Here is a 21,927-nt window from a genome sequence, read left to right as displayed (position 1 = left end):
GCCAATCCGTCGGTTTTATTGGACAATCCCATCAACCGAAGTATTCCTGTCAATGTTGAAATTAATCTAACCGGACAACTTGAACAGCCAACTCCCGAATTTGTCTTAGCGTTTCCGAATGCAAGTTCCACAGTGCGTTCAGAGTTGGAATACCGATTGGCAACTAAAGAAAGCAGAGAAAACCAGGCCTTGTTCCTCTTGGCAACAGGTTCATTTGCTAGTGAAATCAGCTTAGGGCAACAGGCTTACGGTACCATTGCCGATCGTGTGAACAGCTTGTTCAATGGTCTCTTATCCAGTGAGGATGATAAGCTTAAATTAGGTATTAACTTTCAAGCAGGGGAGCAAACACCCGATTATAGGTCAGACGACCGATTAGGCTTGACTTTAAGCACTAAAATCAGTGATCGCGTGTTGTTTAATGGTAAGGTTGGGGTGCCGATTGGTGGCGTGAATGAAACCGTTTTTGCTGGAGATGCTGAAATAGAATTGCTTTTGAATGAAGACGGAACCTTATCTGCCAAGTTTTTTAATAGAGAAAATAACATTCGTAATTTTGGCGAAGAGATTGGTTATACGCAAGGCGTTGGATTAACCTACAATGTAGAATTTGATACCTTCAGGGAGTTGCTCAGAATTATTTTTTCAGGAAAGAATAAAGCCAATGGCACTCCTGAAGAAAAGAAAAAAGGAGCGTCCAATACTGAAGCGCCACTGCCAGCGCATATCAAAATGCGTGAGGAAAAGGACGAAAAATAGAATTAACGCCTCAGTTTTTAAACATTTCCCAGTAAGTTATTAACTAAATCGTTTGAGTTGCTTATCACTCCTTAAAATATAATAATTCCTTCCTTTATTATAGTATTTGTTTAGTAGTTTTACTTTTTTAACAACAACTAAATGTCAAAAAGTATTAAAAAAATTGGGGTAATGACTTCTGGCGGCGATGCTCCTGGAATGAACGCTGCCATTCGTTCAGTAGTTAGAACCTGTGCCTATCACAACATCGAGTGTGTGGGAATATATCGTGGTTACGAAGGCATTATCGAAGGCGATTTTAAATCGATGGATGCCCGTAGCGTTAAAGGTATTATCAATAAAGGTGGAACCGTCCTTAAATCTGCACGATCCAAAGAATTTAGAACGCCCGAAGGCCGAAAAATTGCCTATGACCAACTGATGAAAGCCGAAATAGATGGCCTTGTCGTGATTGGTGGCGATGGGACGTTTAATGGCGGCATGGTTTTCAACGAAGAATTCGAATTTCCAATTATTGGGATTCCGTGTACTATCGATAACGATATTTTCGGAACCACGCATACCATTGGGTTTGACACGGCCTTAAATACCGTGGTGGATTGTATCGATAAAATTCGAGACACGGCGAGTTCACATAACCGACTCTTTTTTGTAGAGGTTATGGGACGTGACGTAGGTCATATTGCATTGAATGCCGGCGTTGGTGCAGGAGCTGAAGAAATCCTTATTCCGGAAGAAAACTTGGGTCTTGAGCGCTTGTTGGAATCCTTAAATAAAAGTAAGGCTTCAGGCAAAACATCAAGCATCGTAGTCGTTGCGGAAGGCGATAAAATCGGAAAAAACGTTTTTGAGCTGAAAGATTATGTTGAATCTACTTTAGATGAATACGACGTTAGAGTTTCTGTTTTAGGCCATATGCAACGAGGTGGTTCACCATCGTGTTTTGATCGTGTGTTAGCGAGTAGAATGGGTGTGAAGGCTGTAGAATCTTTATTAGAAGGAAAAACCAATTATATGGTCGGGCTTCTCAATGAACAAATGGAGTTAACGCCGATAGAACAAGCAGTCAAAGGAAAATCAAAGATCGATAGGGAATTGTTGCGCGTTGCAGATATCATGTCGACTTAGGATTGGTGATTGTTGATTGTTGAGTGAAGATTGATGATTTTTGAAGTATTAAGTCGTGCGATTCGGTATCGGCAGTTTGAAGATTGTCAAGTAATAGAAAATAAATAATTGTAATAAAAAATATAAAAACATGTCAAATTTAAAATTAGGAATAAACGGTTTTGGCCGTATAGGAAGAATCGTTTTTAGAGCAACATTAAATAAACCAAATGTAGAAATTGTAGGTATCAACGATTTATTGGAAGTTGAGCATTTAGCTTATTTATTGAAGTATGACTCCGTTCACGGAAGATTTAATGGTACTGTTGAAGTTAAAGACGGCCATTTAGTAGTGAATGGAAAAACAATCCGCATTACGGCTGAAAGAGATCCACGTAACCTTAAATGGGATGAAGTAGGAGCAGACGTCGTTGCAGATTGTACCGGAATTTTTACAACTTTAGAAATGGCCAATCAACATATTGAAGCTGGCGCTAAAAAAGTTGTTATTTCAGCACCAAGTGCCGATGCCCCAATGTTTGTCATGGGTGTCAACCATAAATCGGCAAAAGCTTCGGATACCATCGTATCTAACGCATCTTGTACCACGAACTGTTTAGCGCCAATGGCTAAAATTATTGATGATAATTTTGGACTTGAAGAAGGGTTGATGACGACGGTTCATGCTGCAACAGCGACACAATTAACCGTTGATGGACCATCAAGAAAAGATTATAGAGGTGGTAGAAGTGTTTTGACCAACATTATCCCATCCTCAACAGGTGCTGCAAAAGCGGTAGGAAAAGTTATACCTAAATTAAACGGAAAACTTACAGGAATGTCATTTAGAGTTCCAACTGCGGATGTATCTGTAGTAGATTTAACTTTTAGAACTGAAAAAGATACGTCATTAGCAGAAATCAAAAAAGCATTTAAAGATGCTTCTGAAGGCGAAATGAAAGGTATTGTAGGTTATACTGAAGACATGGTCGTTTCACAAGATTTTGTTGGAGAAACAAATACCTGTGTTTTTGACGCCGAAGCTTCAATTGAACTCAACTCAAGATTCTTCAAAGTTGTGGGCTGGTATGATAACGAATTTGCGTATTCTACCAAATTAGTTGAATTGGCACAACACATTCATTCTTTATAAGTAACCCATAAATTCCGTATAAGTTTTCCTTTTTATAGATTGAACTTATACGGATTTTTTTATTCCATACATACATGATTTTAATAGTTGATAGTGGATCTACAAAAGCCGATTGGATTTCAGTAGATGACAAAGGCGTTCAGATTCAAGAAAAAATTAGGACTGGCGGTCTAAATCCTGAAATTCTAAAAGAGAAAAAACTCTATAAGATCATCAGAAAGAGTGACGAGTTGATGAAAAGCAAACGTGACGTTACTCACATCTTTTTTTATGGTGCAGGTTGTGGCACTGAAAATCCGAGAATCCTTTTAAAACGTGTACTGGAAGATGTTTTCGTTAATGCTAAGGTTGAAGTATCTGAAGATACCATGGCCGCTGTAAGAGCGACCCTAAATCATGATGATGAACAGGCGATCGTTTGTATCTTGGGCACCGGTTCCAACTGTAGTTATTATGATGGCGAACATATAGATCAACGCATTCAATCTTTGGGATATACCTTAATGGACGATGCCTCGGGGAATTATTTTGGGAAACAATTGGTACGGGATTATTATTTCAATCACATGCCAGAAGTTATCAAGGTTTCCTTTGGAGATAAGTATAATATGGATGCTGATTATATCAAATACAATCTGTATAAACAACCAAGTCCGAATGCGTATTTAGCGAATTTCGCGGAATTTATGTTCTTGAATATCGATTCTACCTATATTCAGGAGATGATTAAGGAAGGCATGCGCATTTTTGCTAAAAACATGATTTTCCAGTACAAAGATGAAGTAAAAAAAGTTCCAGTTCATTTTGCGGGATCCATTGCATTCTTTGCCAAAAAGCAAATTATTGAAATCGCAGAAGAAATGGGCTTCACGGCAGGAAACTTTGTACGACGTCCTATTGAAGGATTGGTAGCCTATCATACGAGAAAATTGTAAGACATCCTTACATTAAAATATAAAGAGCAGTGCATGTTATTCAAACAAATGCACTGCTTTTTTTATGTTTAAAGGTTTCATAACTTGTGTGCTTTATCGATCGATCGTCACCTAGCTTATTATAAATTATGACTTATCACAACAAAAAATTCAGACCCATCCAGAATTCTTCCAACGTAGAAATCTCAGAAGAAACGATTTTTGAATACCAACAAAACGGCAATATCTTGACCTCTGAATATCAAGGTGGCCACATCGTAAAAGGACATTTAATTGGGATAGTAGACAAGGAGGGAACTATTGAGATGCGCTACCATCAGGTGAACACGAAAGGAGAATTAAGGACGGGAATTTGTACATCAAAACCCGAACGTCTTGAAAATGGAAAAATAAGATTGTATGAAACTTGGAAATGGACTTCCGGCGATCAATCCACTGGAACTTCTGTTTTAGAAGAACTATAAGAAACGAAAAATCCCCAAGCTGTTGAAAGAAAGGGGACTTTGTATTTTTAGATTCCGAATTATTTTATCGCAATCATGCTGATCTCTACATTTACAGACCGAGGTAATTTTGCTACTTCAACCGTTTCTCTTGCCGGTGCTGTATCTGCATCAAAATACTTACCATAAACGGCATTGATTTGTCCGAAATTGTTCATGTCACTAATGAAAATTGAGGTTTTAACGACGTTTTCAAAAGTCATATCTGCGGCAGCTAAAACTGCTTTTAAGTTTTCCATCACTTGCGCCGTTTCAGCTTCAATGGAATCAAGAACCAGCTCATTGGTTTTTGGATCAAAGGCAACTTGTCCAGACATATATAAAGTATTGCCTGATAAGATAGCTTGATTATAAGGACCAATTGGTGCCGGAGCGTTGGGTGTATTAATGATCGTTTTCATAATGAGTCTTTTTAGTTTGATTTTTTATAATGTAGCTGATAAGGAAAAACGAAATTTTCTATGTTAATTCTTCGATTTTGGAATTTGGAGTTTTTATTTTAGAATTTTTAAATTTTATCTCAATCGTTTATCCGGTTCACGTCGTTTGTCGTATTTGATATCTTTCAGCAAGCCTGATTTAATTCCAATAAAAAAGTTCCATGAACTACGTTCACTGAATGGAATCCAACTGAAATTCATACGCCAGCTCATTAAATCACGCTCAAATCGCAATTGGGTGTACGTAAATCCTTGATTCGCGAAATCATAACCAGAGGATACCCCAACCGTCCAACGCGGCGACAAATCCACATCTCCCGAAAACATCAAAGAGTTGGAGGATATTTCATTCTGTCTAATGGTATTGGAGTAATTTACTGCCCATGCCAAACGCAAACTCCATGGAATATTGAAATTGAAAAATTCAGAATTCATTTCCTTTTCCTTATCCTTCTCTCGGTCTTCATCCCCTAAACGCTGATCGGCAAAATTCTGCGATACGCCAAACAAATCATCGTCACGTCCACCACTTCTCAAGCTTTCATCAATAGCTCTTTGGTCGGGTTCTTTGCCACCTTTAAAACTGTCGCTACTTAAGGAGTAACTCAAATTCATGCTGGCTGATGTCAATCGGAATAAACTCCCGCCATTACTGATATTGAATTGGTCCACACGTTTGTTATTATTGTCCAGAGCATACGGATCTAAAGTCATCCCAAAATTGATGCTCATTTTGTTGTCAAAAAATTGCGTTCCACCAGAAACTCTTACCGGACTCCATTGTAAGGAATCGCCAGCAAAATTATAGGAGGTTGAAAAATTAAGATTATTAAGTAAAATAATTTTTTTAGGCTCTGTTTTGGTGGAATCGCGATCTCTTACTTTAGCTTCAAAGTTGTTACCTAAAGATAAACCCAAAGAGCTCGAGAAATTCTTATTTGGTGCGCCATAAAGTGACTCTTCAAAACGGCTGTATTCTGCGCGTGTCAAATCGCCATTGGCGGTGATATAATCAAAAGCGTCATAATATTCATCAAATGCAGGATTGATATTATAACTTATAGATGGCCTCATAATATGTCTGATGGCCTTAATCTTCGTGTCTTTTCCTGGCTTTTCAAAATTGAACATCCCGTAAATCGTGGTTCCAACACTGGTGCTGAAATTATAAGTCCTATAACTATCAAAACCGGTTAAATCTTGTTTTAAGATTTGATTTTCATTTTGATCATAATACTTTCGGATGGTATTAAGCGTCCAGTTTTCCTGAAAATTCGTATTCGCACTCACGCTAAAATGCTTAAATACCTTAAAATTTGTTGAGATCGGAATGCTCTGTTGTACGCCCACTCGGGCATCATCAAACATTTGTGGTTTAAAGAATAAAGAATCTGTAGTTCTTATTCTGTTTTGGGCATTGACGTTGTATTGAAAGTTGATATTATGAATAAGTCCCTTTTTGGTACCGATTGAAGGTGCAAAAGGATATATCCTGCTCACACTTCCCTGAAAGGTAGGTAAGGTCATATCAATTTGCTGCGTTCGGGTGTTTTGGGAGTGTGTTGCGGTAACACTCATATTAACTTGTGGTTCGCCAATAAACGATTTAGAATAGGATACGGATGATGATAAGGTGTTGTTCAAAAAGTTGGAAGCATTCAACTGATTAACCGATTCCTGATAATACTTACTACTTCCTAAGTTGACAGAAGCTGAAAAACGCGAACTCGGATTGGCTTTTGAATCTTGCGAATGTGACCATCGGATATTATAGATCGACGATTTTGAATAATCCGGAAACCCACGTTCACTATTAATTAAACTCTCATATCTTACCCCAAAATTCCCTCTAAACTTATAACGCAACGCATAATTGGATTCCGTGCGTAAGCCGTAGCTTCCATTGGTATAATAATCGCCATACACCGCCAAATCCGCATAATCGCTGATGGCAAAATAATAACCGCCATTTTGAAGATTGTAACCACGTCGGCTATCCTGACCGAAAGTAGGGAAGAGGATCCCTGAAGTTTGCTTCTTGGTCAATGGAAAATAGGCAAATGGCAACCCAATAGGGGTCGGCACATTATAAATGTACATATTGGTCAATCCGGTGACCACCTTTTTATTGGGAACAATTTTCGCTTTTCGCATTAAAAAATAAAACTCCGGATCATCGCGATCTTCGGAAGTTGTAAATTTCCCGCGATTGATAAAATACACCGAATCGTTTTCCTTTTTAGTCACATCGGCAATGATATAACCACCACTTTGTTCTGTTCTGGAATTGAAAATCAGTGCTTTTTTTGTGTCTGTATTGAAGATAATCGAATCAGGCTCGACAAGATTGGCACCTTGTTTAAAGGTTGGCGCCTGCGAATAGACTCCGGCACTATCCTTTAAACGACCTGCATAAACCAAGTTTTTATTGTGATCAATGACAATGATTCCCGCCTTAATCTCCATGTCTTGATAATACACTTCCGCTTCATTATATAAGGTCGTTTGTTTTAAGCGTTGGTTAAGCGTCACATAATCTTTCGCCTTATAATTCACCTTGTCCGTCAAAAACTCCTTATTTTTAGGAAGCGAATCTTGTTTGATACTATCGGTTTCTTTGAGGTTAACAGTTGGCAAAAGTAAAGAATCGACCTTAATGGTCACCATCATGCTATCATTCTGTGTGACTGGTAATATGGGTGTCTGTTTTTTAGGAATTTCTTGGGCGAACCCCAAAGTGTTAATAAACACTGTAAAACTCAGAAGAAAAAGTATATGAAAGCTTTTTGTACGCAATGCTTTTAAGTGTATTTTTGTAAAAGTATGGCTCGGTTTTTGAAAAGTCAAAATTACATATATTTTTTTGTGATTGATTACTATTCATTTAAATTTTAAAAATTAATATCATCCGAGTTTTTTATTCGTTAAGACCTTTATGAGAACGCTATTACATTTCACTTTTGTATTAAATATATTATTATTCGCCAGTTTTACAACCCCAAGCCACGCCTTTCAAAAAAATAAGGACAAATTTGTGGTGGTTTTAGATGCTGGTCATGGTGGACACGATCCTGGAAACGTCGGAAATGGTTATAAGGAGAAGGAAATTGCCCTCAACATCGTTTTGAGCGTGGGTAAGGCTTTGGAGAAACATCCTAATATCAAGGTTATTTACACCCGGAAAACCGATGTTTTTGTCCCTTTAAGAGATCGTGCAAAAGTAGCTAATAATGCTGATGCTGATTTGTTCGTATCCATACATTGCAACTCACACCATACAGGAGCTCATGGCACGGAAACTTTTGTTTTGGGATTGCACGAAAATCAACGAAACTTCGAAATCGCAAAGAAGGAGAATGAGGTTATTTTCTTGGAGGAAGACTATAAATCGCATTATGATGGATTTGATCCCAACGCTCCCGAATCCTTCATTGGGCTTACTTTAATGCAAGAAGAATATTTGGATCAAAGCACACAGTTGGCGCGCTTGGTCCAAGATAATTTCACAAAAACACTTAAGCGCATTGATAGAGGAGTCAAACAAGCTGGCTTTTGGGTCTTGCACAATACCTATATGCCAAGTGTTTTGGTGGAAACGGGCTTCTTGACCTACAAACCTGAAGGCGCATATCTCAATTCTGAAAAAGGTCAAAACGAAATGTCCCTATCCATATATAAAGGCGTTATGGACTACAAAATGATTTTAGATAGAAATGTAGGACAAAATCTTTATAAAAATATCGCCAATAAGGAAGTCGTCAAAGAGGCTGTAGATGAAGAAATCAAGTCCCATAGTGCTTCAAAAGTCGTTTATCCCAATACGGTTTTCAAAATTCAGCTAGCGGCAGGCTTGAATAAGCTTGAACCTAAACCGCATAACTTCAAAGGGTTAAAAGAAATTTCCATAGAAAAGGAAGACCGGTTGTTTAAATATTTTTACGGCAATACTTCCGATTACAACGAAATTAAAAAAATGGCAGCTGTCGCAAAGGCAAAAGGTTATCCCGACTCCTTTATTGTGGCTTATCAAAACGGAAAACGTGTCAACGTGTCCCAAGTCATAAATTCTGCCTCTAATTAAAAAGATTCTTAATATTTTTATACCTAATTTTGTAAGCAACTAAATCTGAAACACATTGAAAATATCAAGAGAAGTTAAGACCGCAATACTAGTCATATCAGGAGTACTCCTGATGGTATTTACCTTTAATTATTTGAAAGGTCTCAACATATTACAGAAACACAACCGATACCAAACGGAATTTGATTATAATGCCCTAAACACCTCGTCCATAGTAACCATAAAAGGAAATACAATCGGGAAGGTTGAGGCCATTACTTACGACGATAAAACTGGTAAAACCATAGTCACTATTATCATTACTGGTGATGTTAACTTTTCCACAAACAGCAAAATCCGAATGTATGAAACCGGATTAATGGGCGGGAATGCTTTGGCCATTATACCTATGCCTGGTCCTGAATTGGCGAAAAACGGTGATTTTTTACAATCTGAAGTTGAAGAAGGTCTCGTTACAAGTCTCACAAAAAACTTCTCGGGCATCAGCAGCAATTTGGGCGTGACCTTAAAAGCTGCCGATTCTTTAATGAACAATTTTAACCGCTTAATTATCAATGATAATGACGATGGCATAAAAGCGGCTATTGCAGAACTCAACAAAACCATCATTTCTTTTAGAGAAATGGCAAATGCCATGAATAAATTAGTGGTTAAAAATGATGCTACACTAACTTCTGCACTTGGTAATTTTGAGGCTTTATCTAGCAACCTGGCAGAAATAACTACGGAAGTCAAGAAAGTTGAAATTTCAAAAACTTTTGCAAATCTCGACCAGACCCTTCAAGAGGTTAATGGGATGTTGGCCGATGTTAAGGATGGAAAAGGTTCCCTTGGAAAATTACTTAATGATGATAAATTATATACCAATTTAGAGGGCGCTTCTTTGCAAATGGAGCAACTCTTGCAAGATTTCAAATTAAATCCGAAACGCTATGTCCATTTTTCTGTTTTTGGAAAAAAACCGAAAAGTTTTGATGCTGAGGGCAACATCATTGAAGATGAAAAAACACAACCAGAAGAAATACAGATAGAACTACAAAACAACTAAGCCTAATTAACCAGCTCATAATGAATTACATTCCAAATATACTGTTTGCCATTGTCCTCGTTCTTGGCATTGGTTACTTTGCAAAAAATGTAAAAAAACTAATCCGCAATATCAAATTGGGCCAGGATGTTGATACAAGTGACAACACGTCTCAACGCTGGAAAAACATGGCAATGATTGCGCTTGGGCAAAGTAAAATGGTCAAAAGACCAGTGGCTGGCTTTTTACATATCATTGTTTATTTAGGGTTTATCATTATTAATCTTGAAGTTCTAGAGATTATTCTTGACGGACTTTTTTCAGGGGTGATTTATGAAAACCACCGACTGTTTGCATCTATTTTACCGACGTCAGTCTACGGTTTTTTAATTGGAAGTTTTGAAATCCTCGCGGTTCTTGTTTTTGTATCCGTTATTATCTTTTGGATCCGAAGAAACATTATTAAAGTGAGACGTTTTTGGATGGCCGAAATGACCAGCTGGCCTAAAAGTGACGCCAATTACATTCTTTATATTGAAATGATTCTGATGGGACTTTTCCTGTTAATGAATGCCACCGATTTAAGATTTCAAGCCATGGAAAGCGGGAATATCATCAGTCAGTTTCTAGCACCATTCTTTAGCGGACTTCCAGACGGCACGATTCATATGATCGAGCGCGGCGCTTGGTGGCTGCACATTATAGGCATCTTAGGATTCTTGAATTACCTTTATTTCTCTAAGCACTTACATATTCTTTTAGCCTTTCCAAACACCTATTACGGCAAAGTGAAACCTAAAGGAGGATTTGATAATTTGGAGTCCGTGACCAATGAGGTCAAAATGATGATGGATCCAACGGTCGATCATTTTGCAGCACAACCAGAAAGCGCAGAAGCTCCAGCTAAATTTGGCGCAAGTGATGTTCAGGATTTGAGTTGGGTGCAATTACTCAATGCCTATACCTGTACAGAATGTGGCCGTTGTACCAGTGAATGTCCTGCCAACCAAACGGGCAAAAAACTCTCACCTCGTAAAATTATGATGGATACCAGAGACCGTTTGGAAGAAGTCGGCAAAAACATCGATGCCAATAATGGCACTTTTAAAGAAGATGGCAAGCAATTGCTGGACAATTATATAACAAGAGAAGAACTTTGGGCGTGTACCACGTGCAATGCGTGCGTTGAAGCGTGCCCTGTAAGCATTGACCCCATGTCCATTATTATGGAAATGCGCCGTTATTTGGTCATGGAACAATCCGCAGCACCGATGGAGCTGAATAATATGATGGCTAATATTGAAAACAACGGAGCGCCGTGGCCATATAACCAAATGGACAGATTAAACTGGAAAGATGAAGCCTAGAAAAGGTTGAAAGTTAGAAGTTAAAAGTTTAGACCCTAAACTCCTAAATATATAAACTCATCAACTCAAAACTAAATCAACTCATCAATTCCAAAACTAACAAACTATTAAAAATGAGCAATACATTGAAAGTGCCAACAATGGCAGAATATATGGCGGAAGGAAAGCAACCCGAAGTACTCTTTTGGGTTGGTTGCATGGGAAGTTTTGATGATCGAGCAAAAAAGGTGACCAAAGCTTTTGTCAAATTGCTACATAAATCTAATGTTGATTTTGCTGTTTTAGGAACCGAAGAAAGCTGTACAGGAGATCCTGCAAAACGCGCTGGGAACGAATTTCTTTTTCAGATGCAAGCCGTCACCAATATTGAAGTACTCAATGGTTATGGAATCAAGAAAATTGTTACGGCTTGTCCGCATTGTTTCAATACCATAAAAAATGAATATCCAGGACTTGGTGGCAATTACGAAATCATGCATCATACGCAATTTCTTAAATCACTTTTGGATGAAGGGCGATTAACCATTGAAGGTGGACAATTTAAAGGCAAACGCATTACGTTCCATGATCCTTGTTATTTGGGACGTGGTAACGGTATTTATGAAGCGCCAAGAGAATTGATCAGAAAATTGGATGCCGAATTAGTTGAAATGAAAAGTTGTAAATCTCGTGGACTTTGTTGTGGTGCTGGGGGAGCTCAAATGTTTAAAGAAGCAGAAAAAGGAGATAAAGAGATTAACATTGCGCGAACCGAACAAGCTATTGACGTTAAGGCGGATATCATAGCTGCAGGTTGCCCATTTTGTAATACGATGATGACTGATGGTGTGAAATCAAAAGATAAAGAGTCTGAAATGGCAGTGATGGATATTGCAGAATTAATTGCAAACGCTCAGGATTTGTAATGGCCCACGAGATATTTCTATTAAACATTTCTGGACAGGATAAACCAGGTTTAACCTCTAGTTTAACCAATGTTTTGGCACATTATGAAGCCAAAATATTAGATATCGGCCAAGCCAACATCCACGACACCTTATCTTTAGGTTTTTTATTCCAAATTGAATCCGGAGACAAATCGGCTGCAGTTTTAAAGGATTTATTATTTAAAGCTTATGAGCTTGGTGTCAAAGCGAAATTCAAACCAATTGCATCTAATGATTACGAAAAATGGGTTGGCAACCAAGGTAAGGATCGTTATATCGTTACCATTTTGGGAGAAAAATTAACCGCAGAGCAGATTTCAAAGGTCACTCAAGTTATTTCAGATAAAAACTTAAATATTGACGCCATTAAACGGCTTACTGGTCGTTTGTCGCTCACTACAGAAGAAGATTATCCAAGAGCATCGATTGAACTCTCCATTAGAGGTAGAATTGATAAAAAGTCTGAACTGACCGCGAGGTTTATGCAAATCTCTCATGATTTGGGCGTGGACATCGCTTTTCAGGAAGATAATATTTACAGGCGTAACCGACGTTTGGTATGTTTTGATATGGATTCCACCTTAATTCAGGCGGAAGTCATCGATAGACTAGCGGAATTGGCTGGTGTTGGCGATGAAGTCAAAGCCATTACAGAAGCGGCGATGAATGGCGAAATTGACTTTAGTGAAAGCTTTATTCGTCGCATGAAATTGTTAAAAGGTTTAAGCGAAGATGTATTAGAGGATGTCGCGATCAATTTACCAATAACCAAAGGTGCAAGAAGATTGATTGATACCCTCAAAAAATATGGTTTTAAAACGGCTATATTATCTGGTGGATTTACCTATTTCGGAAACTATCTGCAAAAGGAATTAGGGATTGATTATGTGTATGCCAACCAATTAGAAATTAAAGACGGCAAGCTCACAGGGAACTATCTTGGAGAGATTGTTGATGGCAATAAAAAAGCAGAATACCTTCAAGAACTTGCAAATAAAGAAGGTATTGATATTAATCAAACCATAGCCGTTGGTGATGGCGCAAACGACTTGCCAATGCTTAATCTCGCTGGATTAGGAATTGCCTTTCATGCAAAACCCACCGTAAAAAATAATGCGCAAAGTGCCATTTCCAGTATCGGACTGGATGGTGTTTTGTATCTATTAGGATATCACGATAGACATATCGATTTAATTAAATAACAGAATAAAATGCTAGTCGATTTTAATACCTTACCGGAAGAGTCAAGAGTTTGGATTTACCAAGCCAGTCGTTCATTTTCAGATGAAGAGATTGAACAAATAGAATCTAAATTACAGACGTTTATATCCAATTGGACAGCTCATGGCAGCGACTTACAATCAGGCTACCTTATTAAATACAAACGATTTATAATAATTGCCATAAATCAAAGTTTAACCATGGCTACAGGCTGTAGTATTGATGCTTCCGTCCAATTTATTCAGCATTTGGAAAAAGAATACAACGTCGATTTGTTGGACAAAATGAATGTGTCTTACAAACAAGGCGATTTCATTGCCTACAAAACTTTAGTGGATTTTAAGAAAATGGCGAAAGAAAAAGCGGTTTCAAAAAACACCATTGTCTTCAATAATTTGGTCAATACAATCATGGAATTCAATGAAAACTGGGAAGTTCCCGCTAGTGAAAGTTGGCACAGTAGGTTTATGAGTTAAGCCTTTAATCACATATTTTTTGTTGTTGATTATCTTCTAATAAAACTATCATAAAGTATTGTTAGCTTTAAGCTAAAAGTGGTATTTTGCAAATCTATTCTTAACCAGTATTTAGACTTTCAAAAAGACCCCAATTTATATGCGTTTTTTATTTCCCCTCCTTGTATTTGGCTTAATTTCATTTCACATTTCGGCACAAAAGTCTGTCAATCCTTTATCGACAAAAGACGTTCTATCCCAACAAAAATGGGTCGATAGTATTTACAATAATATGGATATACGCCAACGTGTTGGCCAACTATTCATGGTTCGAGCGGTATCCAACAACAATAAAGCCAATGAAGCTGAAGTTGCTCGATTAATAGGTAACCATGAAATTGGAGGTATTATTTATTCTACTGGAGGTCCGGTTAAACAAGCCAAACTCAATAACCGCTACCAAGCCCTCTCTAAAGTTCCATTGCTTGTAGGTATGGATGCCGAATGGGGTTTGAGCATGCGTTTGGATTCCACTTATGCTTTTCCATATAATATGACACTTGGCGCTATTACTGACAATAAACTTGTGGAGCAAATGGGGCGGCAGCTTGGTGAACATTGCAAGCGTATTGGCGTTCATTTTAATTTCGCTCCCGATGTGGATATCAATACCAATCCAAAAAACCCAATCATTGGCAACCGTTCCTTCGGTGAGGATCGGGATAATGTCACTGCTAAAAGTTTGGCTTTCATGAAGGGTATTCAGGATGCCGGTGTTTTAGCCAATGCCAAACATTTTCCTGGCCATGGCGATACCGATACCGATAGTCATAAAACCTTGCCAACGATAAACTTCAATGCCCAACGTATTGACTCCATTGAACTTTATCCTTATAGAAAGTTAATAAACGAAGGTCTTTCCAGTGTTATGGTGGCGCATTTGAATGTGCCGAGTTTGGAGCCGAAAGTGGGCACGCCCTCATCCTTGTCGAAATATATTATCACTGATCTTTTAAAAGAACGTTTGCAATTTGATGGCCTTATTTTTACAGATGCCTTAGAAATGAAAGGCGTTTCCACCTTTAGCAAACCTGGAGATATTGATCTTGCTGCATTTTTGGCTGGAAACGATGTGCTTTTGATTTCTGAAAATGTGCCTGTTGCGATCGATAAAATTGTTGCGGCTTATGAAGCCAATCAAATTACTGAAGAACGATTGGCGCATTCTGTAAAAAAGATTTTGATGGCCAAATACAAAGTTGGTCTCAATAAGTACCGTCCGATCGCTACCAAAAACTTGGTACAGGATCTCAACCGATTGAAAGATGACTTGCTCTATGAGAAATTAATGGAAAATGCCATTACAGTGGTTCGAAATCAAAAAGAAATATTGCCGTTAAGACATTTGGACACTAAAAAGATAGCTTATGTAGAAATGGGTGATCCTATTGATAACAAGGCATATCTGGAAGAACTGAGAAAATATGCCAAAGTACATGAAATCAAAGCCACCAAATTGGATGAGCTCATTACCAAGCTTCATAATTACAATACGGTTATTGTAGGATTTCACAAATCGAACGCCAATCCGTGGCGACCTTATCAATTTTCAGATAAAGAAATGACTTGGCTGTATGAAATAGCACGAACCAATACAGTTATCCTGGATGTTTTTGCACGTCCTTATGCACTTATCGATTTAAATTCTATTGAAAACATTAAAGGTATTGTCGTCAGTTATCAAAATAGTGAGATTTCGATGCGTAAATCTGCTCAACTTATTTTTGGAGCAATTCCTGCAAAAGGGACTTTGCCAGTTTCGGCAGGAGAGCACTTTAAGGTTGGCGACGGCTTTATATATAACGGCATCCAATCGTTGAGCTATGGTCTTCCTGAATCGGTGGGAATGAGTTCAGAAAAATTGAAAAAACTCGATTCCATGGCGAAAATCACCATTGATCGTAAGGCAGCGCCAGGACTTCAGATTTTGGTTGCTCGTAAAGGAAAAGTCATCTATAACAAAGCTTTTGGTAAACATACTTATGAAGGCAATGAGAACGTTGATTTAGACGATATGTATGACGTGGCTTCTCTTACAAAAATATTGGCCACATTGCCGCTATTGATGGAGTTGGAGGAGCAAGGGATTGTTTCCACAGACACAAAACTATCTCAAATTTTGCCAGAGTATAAAGATTCCAATAAAAAGAATATCACCTTAAAGCAAATGCTCTCGCATTATGCCCGGTTAAAGCCATGGATTCCATTTTATACCGCCACTTTAGATGCATCCAAAAAACCAGATCCAAAGTACTACAGACGCGTTTCGAGCCCGGAATTCAGTATTAAAGTAGCCGACGAAGTGTATTTAAGAACGGACTATCCTGATACCATTCAAAAGATTATCAGAGATACCGACTTACTTCCAAGTTTGCAATATAAGTATAGTGACTTCCCATATTTCATCCTTAAAAAATTCATTGAAAAACATTACGATAAAGGCTTGGATGAATTGGTTCAGGAACGTTTGTTTCAGCCTTTAGGAGCCAATCATACCACTTATAATCCCGCTGCCATTTTTAGTGACACACAACTGGTGCCCACCGAAATAGACAATTATTACCGCCATCAAACCATTCAAGGTTATGTTCATGATATGGGAGCAGCCATGCAAAACGGAGTAGGAGGCCATGCAGGTATTTTCAGTACTTCCAACGATGTTGCGAAAATCATGCAAATGTATCTTCAAAAAGGATATTACGGGGGCAAACGTTATTTAAAAACCGAAACTGTTGAAAAATTTAATCACTGCCATTATTGTGGAAGCGGGGTAAGAAGGGGCATTGGCTTTGACAAACCACAATCGGCAAGGAAAGGACAAGTATCATTAGCAAGTTTTGGTCATTCAGGTTTTACAGGAACCTATGCTTGGGCAGATCCTGAAGAGGAAATAGTATATGTCTTTTTATCCAACCGAACCTATCCTAATGAGGGTAAGAATATTTTACAGAGAGAAGGCATTAGAACAGAAATTCAACGCTTGATTTATGAGGCGATCATTATGTGAAAAGTGTTATAAGTTATGAGCAAGTGCCTTGATTACTTAAAGTTGGGCTATTGAAATTTAAATAGACTTATGACTCAAGTAAACATAACTTTAGATACTTTAAATACTTGCAACTTAAGTCACTTAAAAAAATAAAAGATGAAAATAGGAATCGTATGTTACCCAACTTTTGGTGGTAGTGGTGTAGTGGCAACCGAGTTGGGTTTGGCGCTATCTAAACGGGGCCATGAAATACACTTTATAACCTATAGCCAACCTGTGCGATTGGATTTACTTGGTAGTAATGTACATTATCATGAAGTGACCGTACCAGAATATCCGCTGTTTTTATATCAACCTTATGAGTTGGCTTTATCCAGTAAATTGGTAGATATGGTAAAGATGCACGGCATCGAACTTTTGCACGTGCATTACGCCATCCCGCATGCCTATGCCGCCTATATGGCGAGAGAAATGCTACAGGAAGAAGGTATTTATGTTCCGATCGTAACCACCCTTCACGGTACCGATATTACCTTGGTGGGAAGCCATCCCTTCTACAAAACGGCGGTTACCTTTAGCATCAACAAGTCGGATGCTGTAACCACAGTCTCCCAAAGCCTGAAAGACGATACCATTCGCTTATTTGATATTAAAAGGGAAATAGATGTGGTCCCTAATTTTATTGACTTTAGCCGACATAAAACTCAATTCGACGACTGTCAACGCTGGATCATGGCCGATGAAAATGAAAAAATCATCACGCACATCAGCAACTTCCGAAAAGTAAAACAGATCCCTGATGTGATCAAGATATTTTATAATATCCAAAAGGAAATTCCAGCCAAATTAATGATGGTAGGCGAGGGCCCTGAAAAAGCGGATGCCGAACGTTTATGCAAAAAACTCGGTATTTTAAATAAAGTCGTCTTTTTTGGCAACAGTCATGAAATTGATAAAATTCTTTGTTTCAGTGATTTGTTTTTACTGCCTTCCGAAACCGAGAGTTTTGGTTTAGCAGCCTTAGAAGCCATGGCATCTGGAGTACCTGTGATTTCAAGTAATACAGGCGGCATCCCTGAAGTGAATGTCGAAGGTGTTTCAGGATTTTTAAGTGATGTTCATGATGTTGAAGACATGTCAAAAAACGCCATCTATATTCTGAGCGATGAACAAAGGCTCAATACCTTTAAATTGAATGCGACCAAAGAATCGGCAAAATTTGCAATCGAAAATGTAGTGCCTCAGTACGAAGCCATCTATGCGCGAACTTTAAAAAACTGTGAATTCTTAAAATAATAGTGTACTTTCAAGTAGTCTGTCAAAAACAAATTCAGATCATTTCTACGGAAGTTTAAAGCATAAAAAAACCATCATTACTTTAAATAATGATGGTTTTTTTGATCTTCCCTTTTGGAAGAATTATTTTAATTAGAAACGGTATCTGATACCTAAAGCAATATCAAAATCCAAATCGTCATTATAGTTATTTCCAAAAGCAAGTTCTGGTCTGAAATCTAAGGATAGCATCAATGGAATATCAAAAATGTATTCAATTCCGATATCACCTGCTATAAAAGCAAATGTTTGATTTGTTCTATATCGTTTATCATTATCTTTATATTTAGAACTATAACTTCCAATACCAGCACCAGGACCTGCATACCAGTTGAAACCACCATCAATATTCCAAACCCATTGGTAAATACCTGCAAGTTTAAAACCGTTGTAGTCACTACCACTGCGAAGCCCTAAATCCAGTTCTAAACGATTGGCTTGACTTAGTCCTAATTGGTAAGAAATTTCTGCTCCAAATCCATCATTGTCACCAATACGTAAACCAAGGGCATTGTTAGCGATGTTTTGTGCATTCATAAACATAGTACTTCCCACAAAAGCAATTGCAATTAAAAATATTCTTTTCATAATTTGAGTTTTAAAATTTTAACAAACATACAGCTTGTATTTCTAACGGTAAGCAAATAACTCGATAACTTTATGTTAAAATTAGCAAAATACCCCTAATTTTAGCTCCAAATTGAATGAGTTTAAAAAGTCCATATAAAAAAAATGATCCACGAATTAAGTAAAGAAGTACAACGTCTTAAAGGCCAGTTGACTGGGGAATTTTATACCGATGATTTGATGAAAGCACTCTATGCGACTGACGCATCGGTTTATAGAAAACTGCCCTTTGCTGTTGCTTATCCAAATACCATTGCAGATTTAAAATTGCTCATCGCTTTTGCGCAAACCAATAAAACATCGCTCATTCCGCGTACTGCGGGGACGTCATTAGCTGGCCAATGTGTGGGTGAAGGTATTGTTGTGGATGTTTCTAAATATTTCACAAACATCCTTCATATCGATGAAAACGCAAAAACCGTCACCGTTCAGCCAGGTGTGGTTCGTGATGAACTCAACAACTACCTAAAACCCTTCGGACTCTTTTTTGGCCCGAACACCTCTACTTCAAACCGCTGTATGATTGGTGGCATGGTAGGGAATAATTCGTCGGGCACGACGTCCATTCAATATGGAGTGACTCGAGATAAAGTTTTGGAAATGAAAACTTTGTTAAGTGATGGGAGTGAGGTCACTTTTAAAAACCTGACACCTGAAGCCTTTCTTCGTAAAACAAAAGAAGACTCTTTAGAAGGACACATCTATAAAACCCTATATGAAGAACTTAAACAGGAAGAGGTTCAAAAGCGAATCCATGATAATTTTCCCAAACCTGAAATCCATAGAAGAAATACGGGTTATGCCGTTGATGAACTCTTAAAGAGTGACGTGTTCAGTGAAACTTCTGAGCCGTTCAATATGTGCAAACTATTATCGGGAAGCGAAGGCACTTTGGCTTTTACGACTGAAATAACATTGCAGTTAGACGTTTTGCCGCCAAGTGAAAGTATGATGGTAGCCGCCCATTTTGAAAGTATAGAAAAATGTTTGCAAAGTGTCGCAATGACCATGGAGCACAATCTTTATACCTGTGAAATGATGGATAAAACCATTTTAGATTGTACCAAACAAAATAAAACCCAGGCTGAAAACAGAACCTTTATTATTGATGACCCCAAAGCCATTTTGATGTGTGAGGTCAGGGCAGAGACCTTTGAGGAAGTTCAGGAGCAAACCGAAAAACTTTTAAAAGCCATTCAGGATTCTGGTTTAAGTTATGCTTATCCTGTGCTTATTGGAGCAGAGATTGAAAAAGCGGTCGAACTGAGAAAGGCAGGATTAGGACTTTTAGGAAATATGATCGGGGATAAAAAATCGGCTGCCTGCATTGAAGACACGGCTGTGGCCTTGCCTGATTTGGCAAATTATATCTCCGAGTTTACGCAGTTGATGCAGGGCCATAATCAAGAAGCTATTTATTATGCGCATGCTGGTGCGGGAGAATTACACTTAAGACCTATTCTTAACCTTAAAAAAAGTGAAGACGTCGCGCTTTTTAGACAAATAACTACGGATGTGGCGCATTTGGTCAAAAAATATCGAGGCTCCCTGAGTGGCGAACATGGCGACGGCATTGTAAGAGGCGAATTTATTCCCTTGATGATTGGTGAAGAAAACTATCAATTGTTGAAGCGGGTAAAAAAAGCCTTTGATCCCCATGACATTTTCAACCCTGGCAAAATCGTGGAAGCTTATCCTATGGATGAAAATCTGCGCTATCAACCGGACAGAGCCGAACCTGAAATTGAAACCTTGTTAGATTTCTCAGCGTCCTTGGGTATTTTAAGGGAAACTGAAAAATGCAATGGCTCAGGAGATTGTCGGAAACTGCCGGAATTTGGCGGTACGATGTGTCCGAGTTACAGAGCTACACGAAATGAAAAAGACACCACACGTGCCAGAGCAAATGCCTTGCGTGAGTTTTTGACCAATTCAGAAAAAGCAAATAAGTTTGATCATCATGAATTGAAAGACGTTTTCGACCTGTGTTTGAGTTGTAAAGCTTGCGCAAGTGAATGTCCGAGTAGCGTGGATGTCGCGAGTTTAAAAGCGGAGTTTCAATACCAGTATCAAAAGGCCAACGGCGTCTCTTTAAGAACAAAATTGTTTGCTTATAATAACGATTTGAACGAACTCGGTAGCAAGTTTCCTCAGCTGACCAATTTCTTTTTTAAAAATAAATTCACATCGTCACTCCTGAAAAGTGGCTTCCAAATTGCCAAAAAAAGATCTTTGCCACTAATTTCAAATAAAAGTTTAGATAGACATATTAAAGACTTTAATAATGAATCAGTTAAAGAAAATCATATTAAAACCATTTACTTCTTTAATGATGAATTTACCAATCATTTAGACACCTCCATTGGGCAAGATGCCATTGCGCTTTTAAAAGCTTTAAACTATAGAATAAACTTTGTTTCGCATTCAGAATCCGGGCGGGCATTTTTATCCAAAGGACTTCTTGAGCAGGCCAAAAAAGTAGCCAATGAAAATGTCGAGATTTTTAAAGATCTTATTTCATCAGAAACACCATTGATTGGCATTGAGCCCTCTGCCATCTTAAGTTTTACAGATGAATATCCAAAACTAGCGGACAACAAGAGTGCTGCGCAAAACATCGCCAAACACACTTTTTTGATTGAAGAATTTATTCTACAGGAAATTGATTTAGGAAACATCAAGGCCTCACAATTCACCAAGGAATCGAAAACCATAAAGTTTCACGGGCACTGTCATCAAAAAGCCTTGCGCAACCAATTGTCCAGTTTCAAAGTACTGAATTTACCTGAGAATTTCAAAGTAACCATCATCCCGAGTGGCTGTTGTGGAATGGCAGGAAGTTTTGGATATGAAAAGGAGCATTATGAGGTCAGTATGCAAGTAGGCGAACAAACCTTGTTTCCTGCGGTTAGAAGGGCTCCTGAATCCACAGTGATTTCTGC

The 21,927-nt window shown here is 38.2% G+C and carries 17 protein-coding genes; 14 read left to right on the top strand and 3 right to left on the bottom strand.

Going from position 1 to position 21,927, the window contains the following annotated elements; all coding sequences use genetic code 11:
* From ABIQ28_RS11395 to ABIQ28_RS11375, 5 genes are all read left to right on the top strand, one after another.
* A partial coding sequence (locus tag ABIQ28_RS11395) for a translocation/assembly module TamB domain-containing protein (RefSeq protein ID WP_348037384.1) occupies window positions 1–759 on the top strand: 759 nt, incomplete at its 5' end.
* 141 nt (window positions 760–900) lie between these two features.
* Complete coding sequence (gene pfkA / locus ABIQ28_RS11390) at window positions 901–1,887, top strand: 6-phosphofructokinase (RefSeq protein ID WP_348037382.1); 987 nt, start codon at window positions 901–903, stop codon at window positions 1,885–1,887.
* A gap of 130 nt (window positions 1,888–2,017) precedes the next feature.
* Window positions 2,018–3,019: a type I glyceraldehyde-3-phosphate dehydrogenase gene (gene gap, locus ABIQ28_RS11385; protein ID WP_348037380.1), complete on the top strand. Its 1,002-nt coding sequence runs from the start codon at window positions 2,018–2,020 to the stop codon at window positions 3,017–3,019.
* 74 nt (window positions 3,020–3,093) lie between these two features.
* On the top strand, window positions 3,094–3,954 hold the full coding sequence (locus ABIQ28_RS11380) for an N-acetylglucosamine kinase (protein WP_348037378.1): 861 nt from the start codon (window positions 3,094–3,096) through the stop codon (window positions 3,952–3,954).
* A 128-nt stretch (window positions 3,955–4,082) separates the two neighbouring features.
* A complete protein-coding gene (locus tag ABIQ28_RS11375; protein WP_348037376.1) occupies window positions 4,083–4,418 on the top strand; it encodes a n-acetylglutamate synthase in 336 nt (111 codons plus the stop codon).
* A 59-nt stretch (window positions 4,419–4,477) separates the two neighbouring features.
* On the opposite strand, the gene ABIQ28_RS11370 is transcribed toward ABIQ28_RS11375, so the two are convergent.
* Together ABIQ28_RS11370 and ABIQ28_RS11365 are read right to left on the bottom strand one after the other, a co-directional pair.
* Window positions 4,478–4,858, bottom strand: a complete 381-nt coding sequence (locus ABIQ28_RS11370) for a Rid family detoxifying hydrolase (protein ID WP_348037374.1) — start codon at window positions 4,856–4,858, stop codon at window positions 4,478–4,480.
* A gap of 114 nt (window positions 4,859–4,972) precedes the next feature.
* Window positions 4,973–7,744: a putative LPS assembly protein LptD gene (locus ABIQ28_RS11365; protein WP_348037372.1), complete on the bottom strand. Its 2,772-nt coding sequence runs from the start codon at window positions 7,742–7,744 to the stop codon at window positions 4,973–4,975.
* An 88-nt stretch (window positions 7,745–7,832) separates the two neighbouring features.
* On the opposite strand from ABIQ28_RS11365, the gene ABIQ28_RS11360 reads away from it, so the two are divergent.
* The 8 genes from ABIQ28_RS11360 to bshA all read left to right on the top strand — a co-directional run bounded on the left by ABIQ28_RS11360 (window position 7,833) and on the right by bshA (window position 18,319).
* The gene (locus ABIQ28_RS11360; protein WP_348037370.1) at window positions 7,833–8,978 is read left to right on the top strand and encodes an N-acetylmuramoyl-L-alanine amidase; all 1,146 of its coding nucleotides are present in this window, start codon (window positions 7,833–7,835) and stop codon (window positions 8,976–8,978) included.
* A 55-nt stretch (window positions 8,979–9,033) separates the two neighbouring features.
* Entirely contained in the window at window positions 9,034–10,026 is a 993-nt protein-coding gene (locus ABIQ28_RS11355) for an MlaD family protein (protein WP_348037368.1), read from the top strand.
* A 20-nt stretch (window positions 10,027–10,046) separates the two neighbouring features.
* Window positions 10,047–11,372, top strand: a complete 1,326-nt coding sequence (locus ABIQ28_RS11350) for a 4Fe-4S dicluster domain-containing protein (RefSeq protein WP_348037366.1) — start codon at window positions 10,047–10,049, stop codon at window positions 11,370–11,372.
* A 113-nt stretch (window positions 11,373–11,485) separates the two neighbouring features.
* Window positions 11,486–12,277, top strand: coding sequence for a (Fe-S)-binding protein (locus ABIQ28_RS11345; protein ID WP_348037364.1), 792 nt, complete (start codon window positions 11,486–11,488; stop codon window positions 12,275–12,277).
* The gene (gene serB, locus ABIQ28_RS11340; protein WP_348037362.1) at window positions 12,277–13,500 is read left to right on the top strand and encodes a phosphoserine phosphatase SerB; all 1,224 of its coding nucleotides are present in this window, start codon (window positions 12,277–12,279) and stop codon (window positions 13,498–13,500) included. Before ABIQ28_RS11345 ends, serB begins: the two co-directional genes overlap by 1 nt.
* Window positions 13,501–13,509: 9 nt before the next feature.
* A complete protein-coding gene (locus ABIQ28_RS11335) occupies window positions 13,510–13,995 on the top strand; it encodes an ABC transporter ATPase (RefSeq protein WP_348037360.1) in 486 nt (161 codons plus the stop codon).
* 139 nt (window positions 13,996–14,134) lie between these two features.
* Window positions 14,135–17,041, top strand: coding sequence for a glycoside hydrolase family 3 N-terminal domain-containing protein (locus tag ABIQ28_RS11330; protein ID WP_348037358.1), 2,907 nt, complete (start codon window positions 14,135–14,137; stop codon window positions 17,039–17,041).
* 138 nt (window positions 17,042–17,179) lie between these two features.
* The gene (gene bshA / locus ABIQ28_RS11325) at window positions 17,180–18,319 is read left to right on the top strand and encodes an N-acetyl-alpha-D-glucosaminyl L-malate synthase BshA (RefSeq protein WP_348037356.1); all 1,140 of its coding nucleotides are present in this window, start codon (window positions 17,180–17,182) and stop codon (window positions 18,317–18,319) included.
* A gap of 132 nt (window positions 18,320–18,451) precedes the next feature.
* Here the strand turns inward: bshA and ABIQ28_RS11320 are convergent, their stop codons facing one another.
* Window positions 18,452–18,946 (bottom strand): hypothetical protein, encoded by a 495-nt coding sequence (locus ABIQ28_RS11320; protein WP_348037354.1) that lies wholly within the window; start codon window positions 18,944–18,946, stop codon window positions 18,452–18,454.
* A 144-nt stretch (window positions 18,947–19,090) separates the two neighbouring features.
* Between ABIQ28_RS11320 and ABIQ28_RS11315 the strand changes: the two genes are divergently transcribed.
* On the top strand, window positions 19,091–21,927 hold a 2,837-nt coding region (locus tag ABIQ28_RS11315; protein WP_348037352.1), incomplete at its 3' end, for an FAD-linked oxidase C-terminal domain-containing protein.

The sequence above is a fragment of the Gelidibacter sp. genome (assembly GCF_039916245.1).
GTDB lineage: Bacteria > Bacteroidota > Bacteroidia > Flavobacteriales > Flavobacteriaceae > Gelidibacter.
Note: the sequence above shows the minus strand (reverse complement) of the source record. Positions and strands in the feature narration are given on the sequence as shown.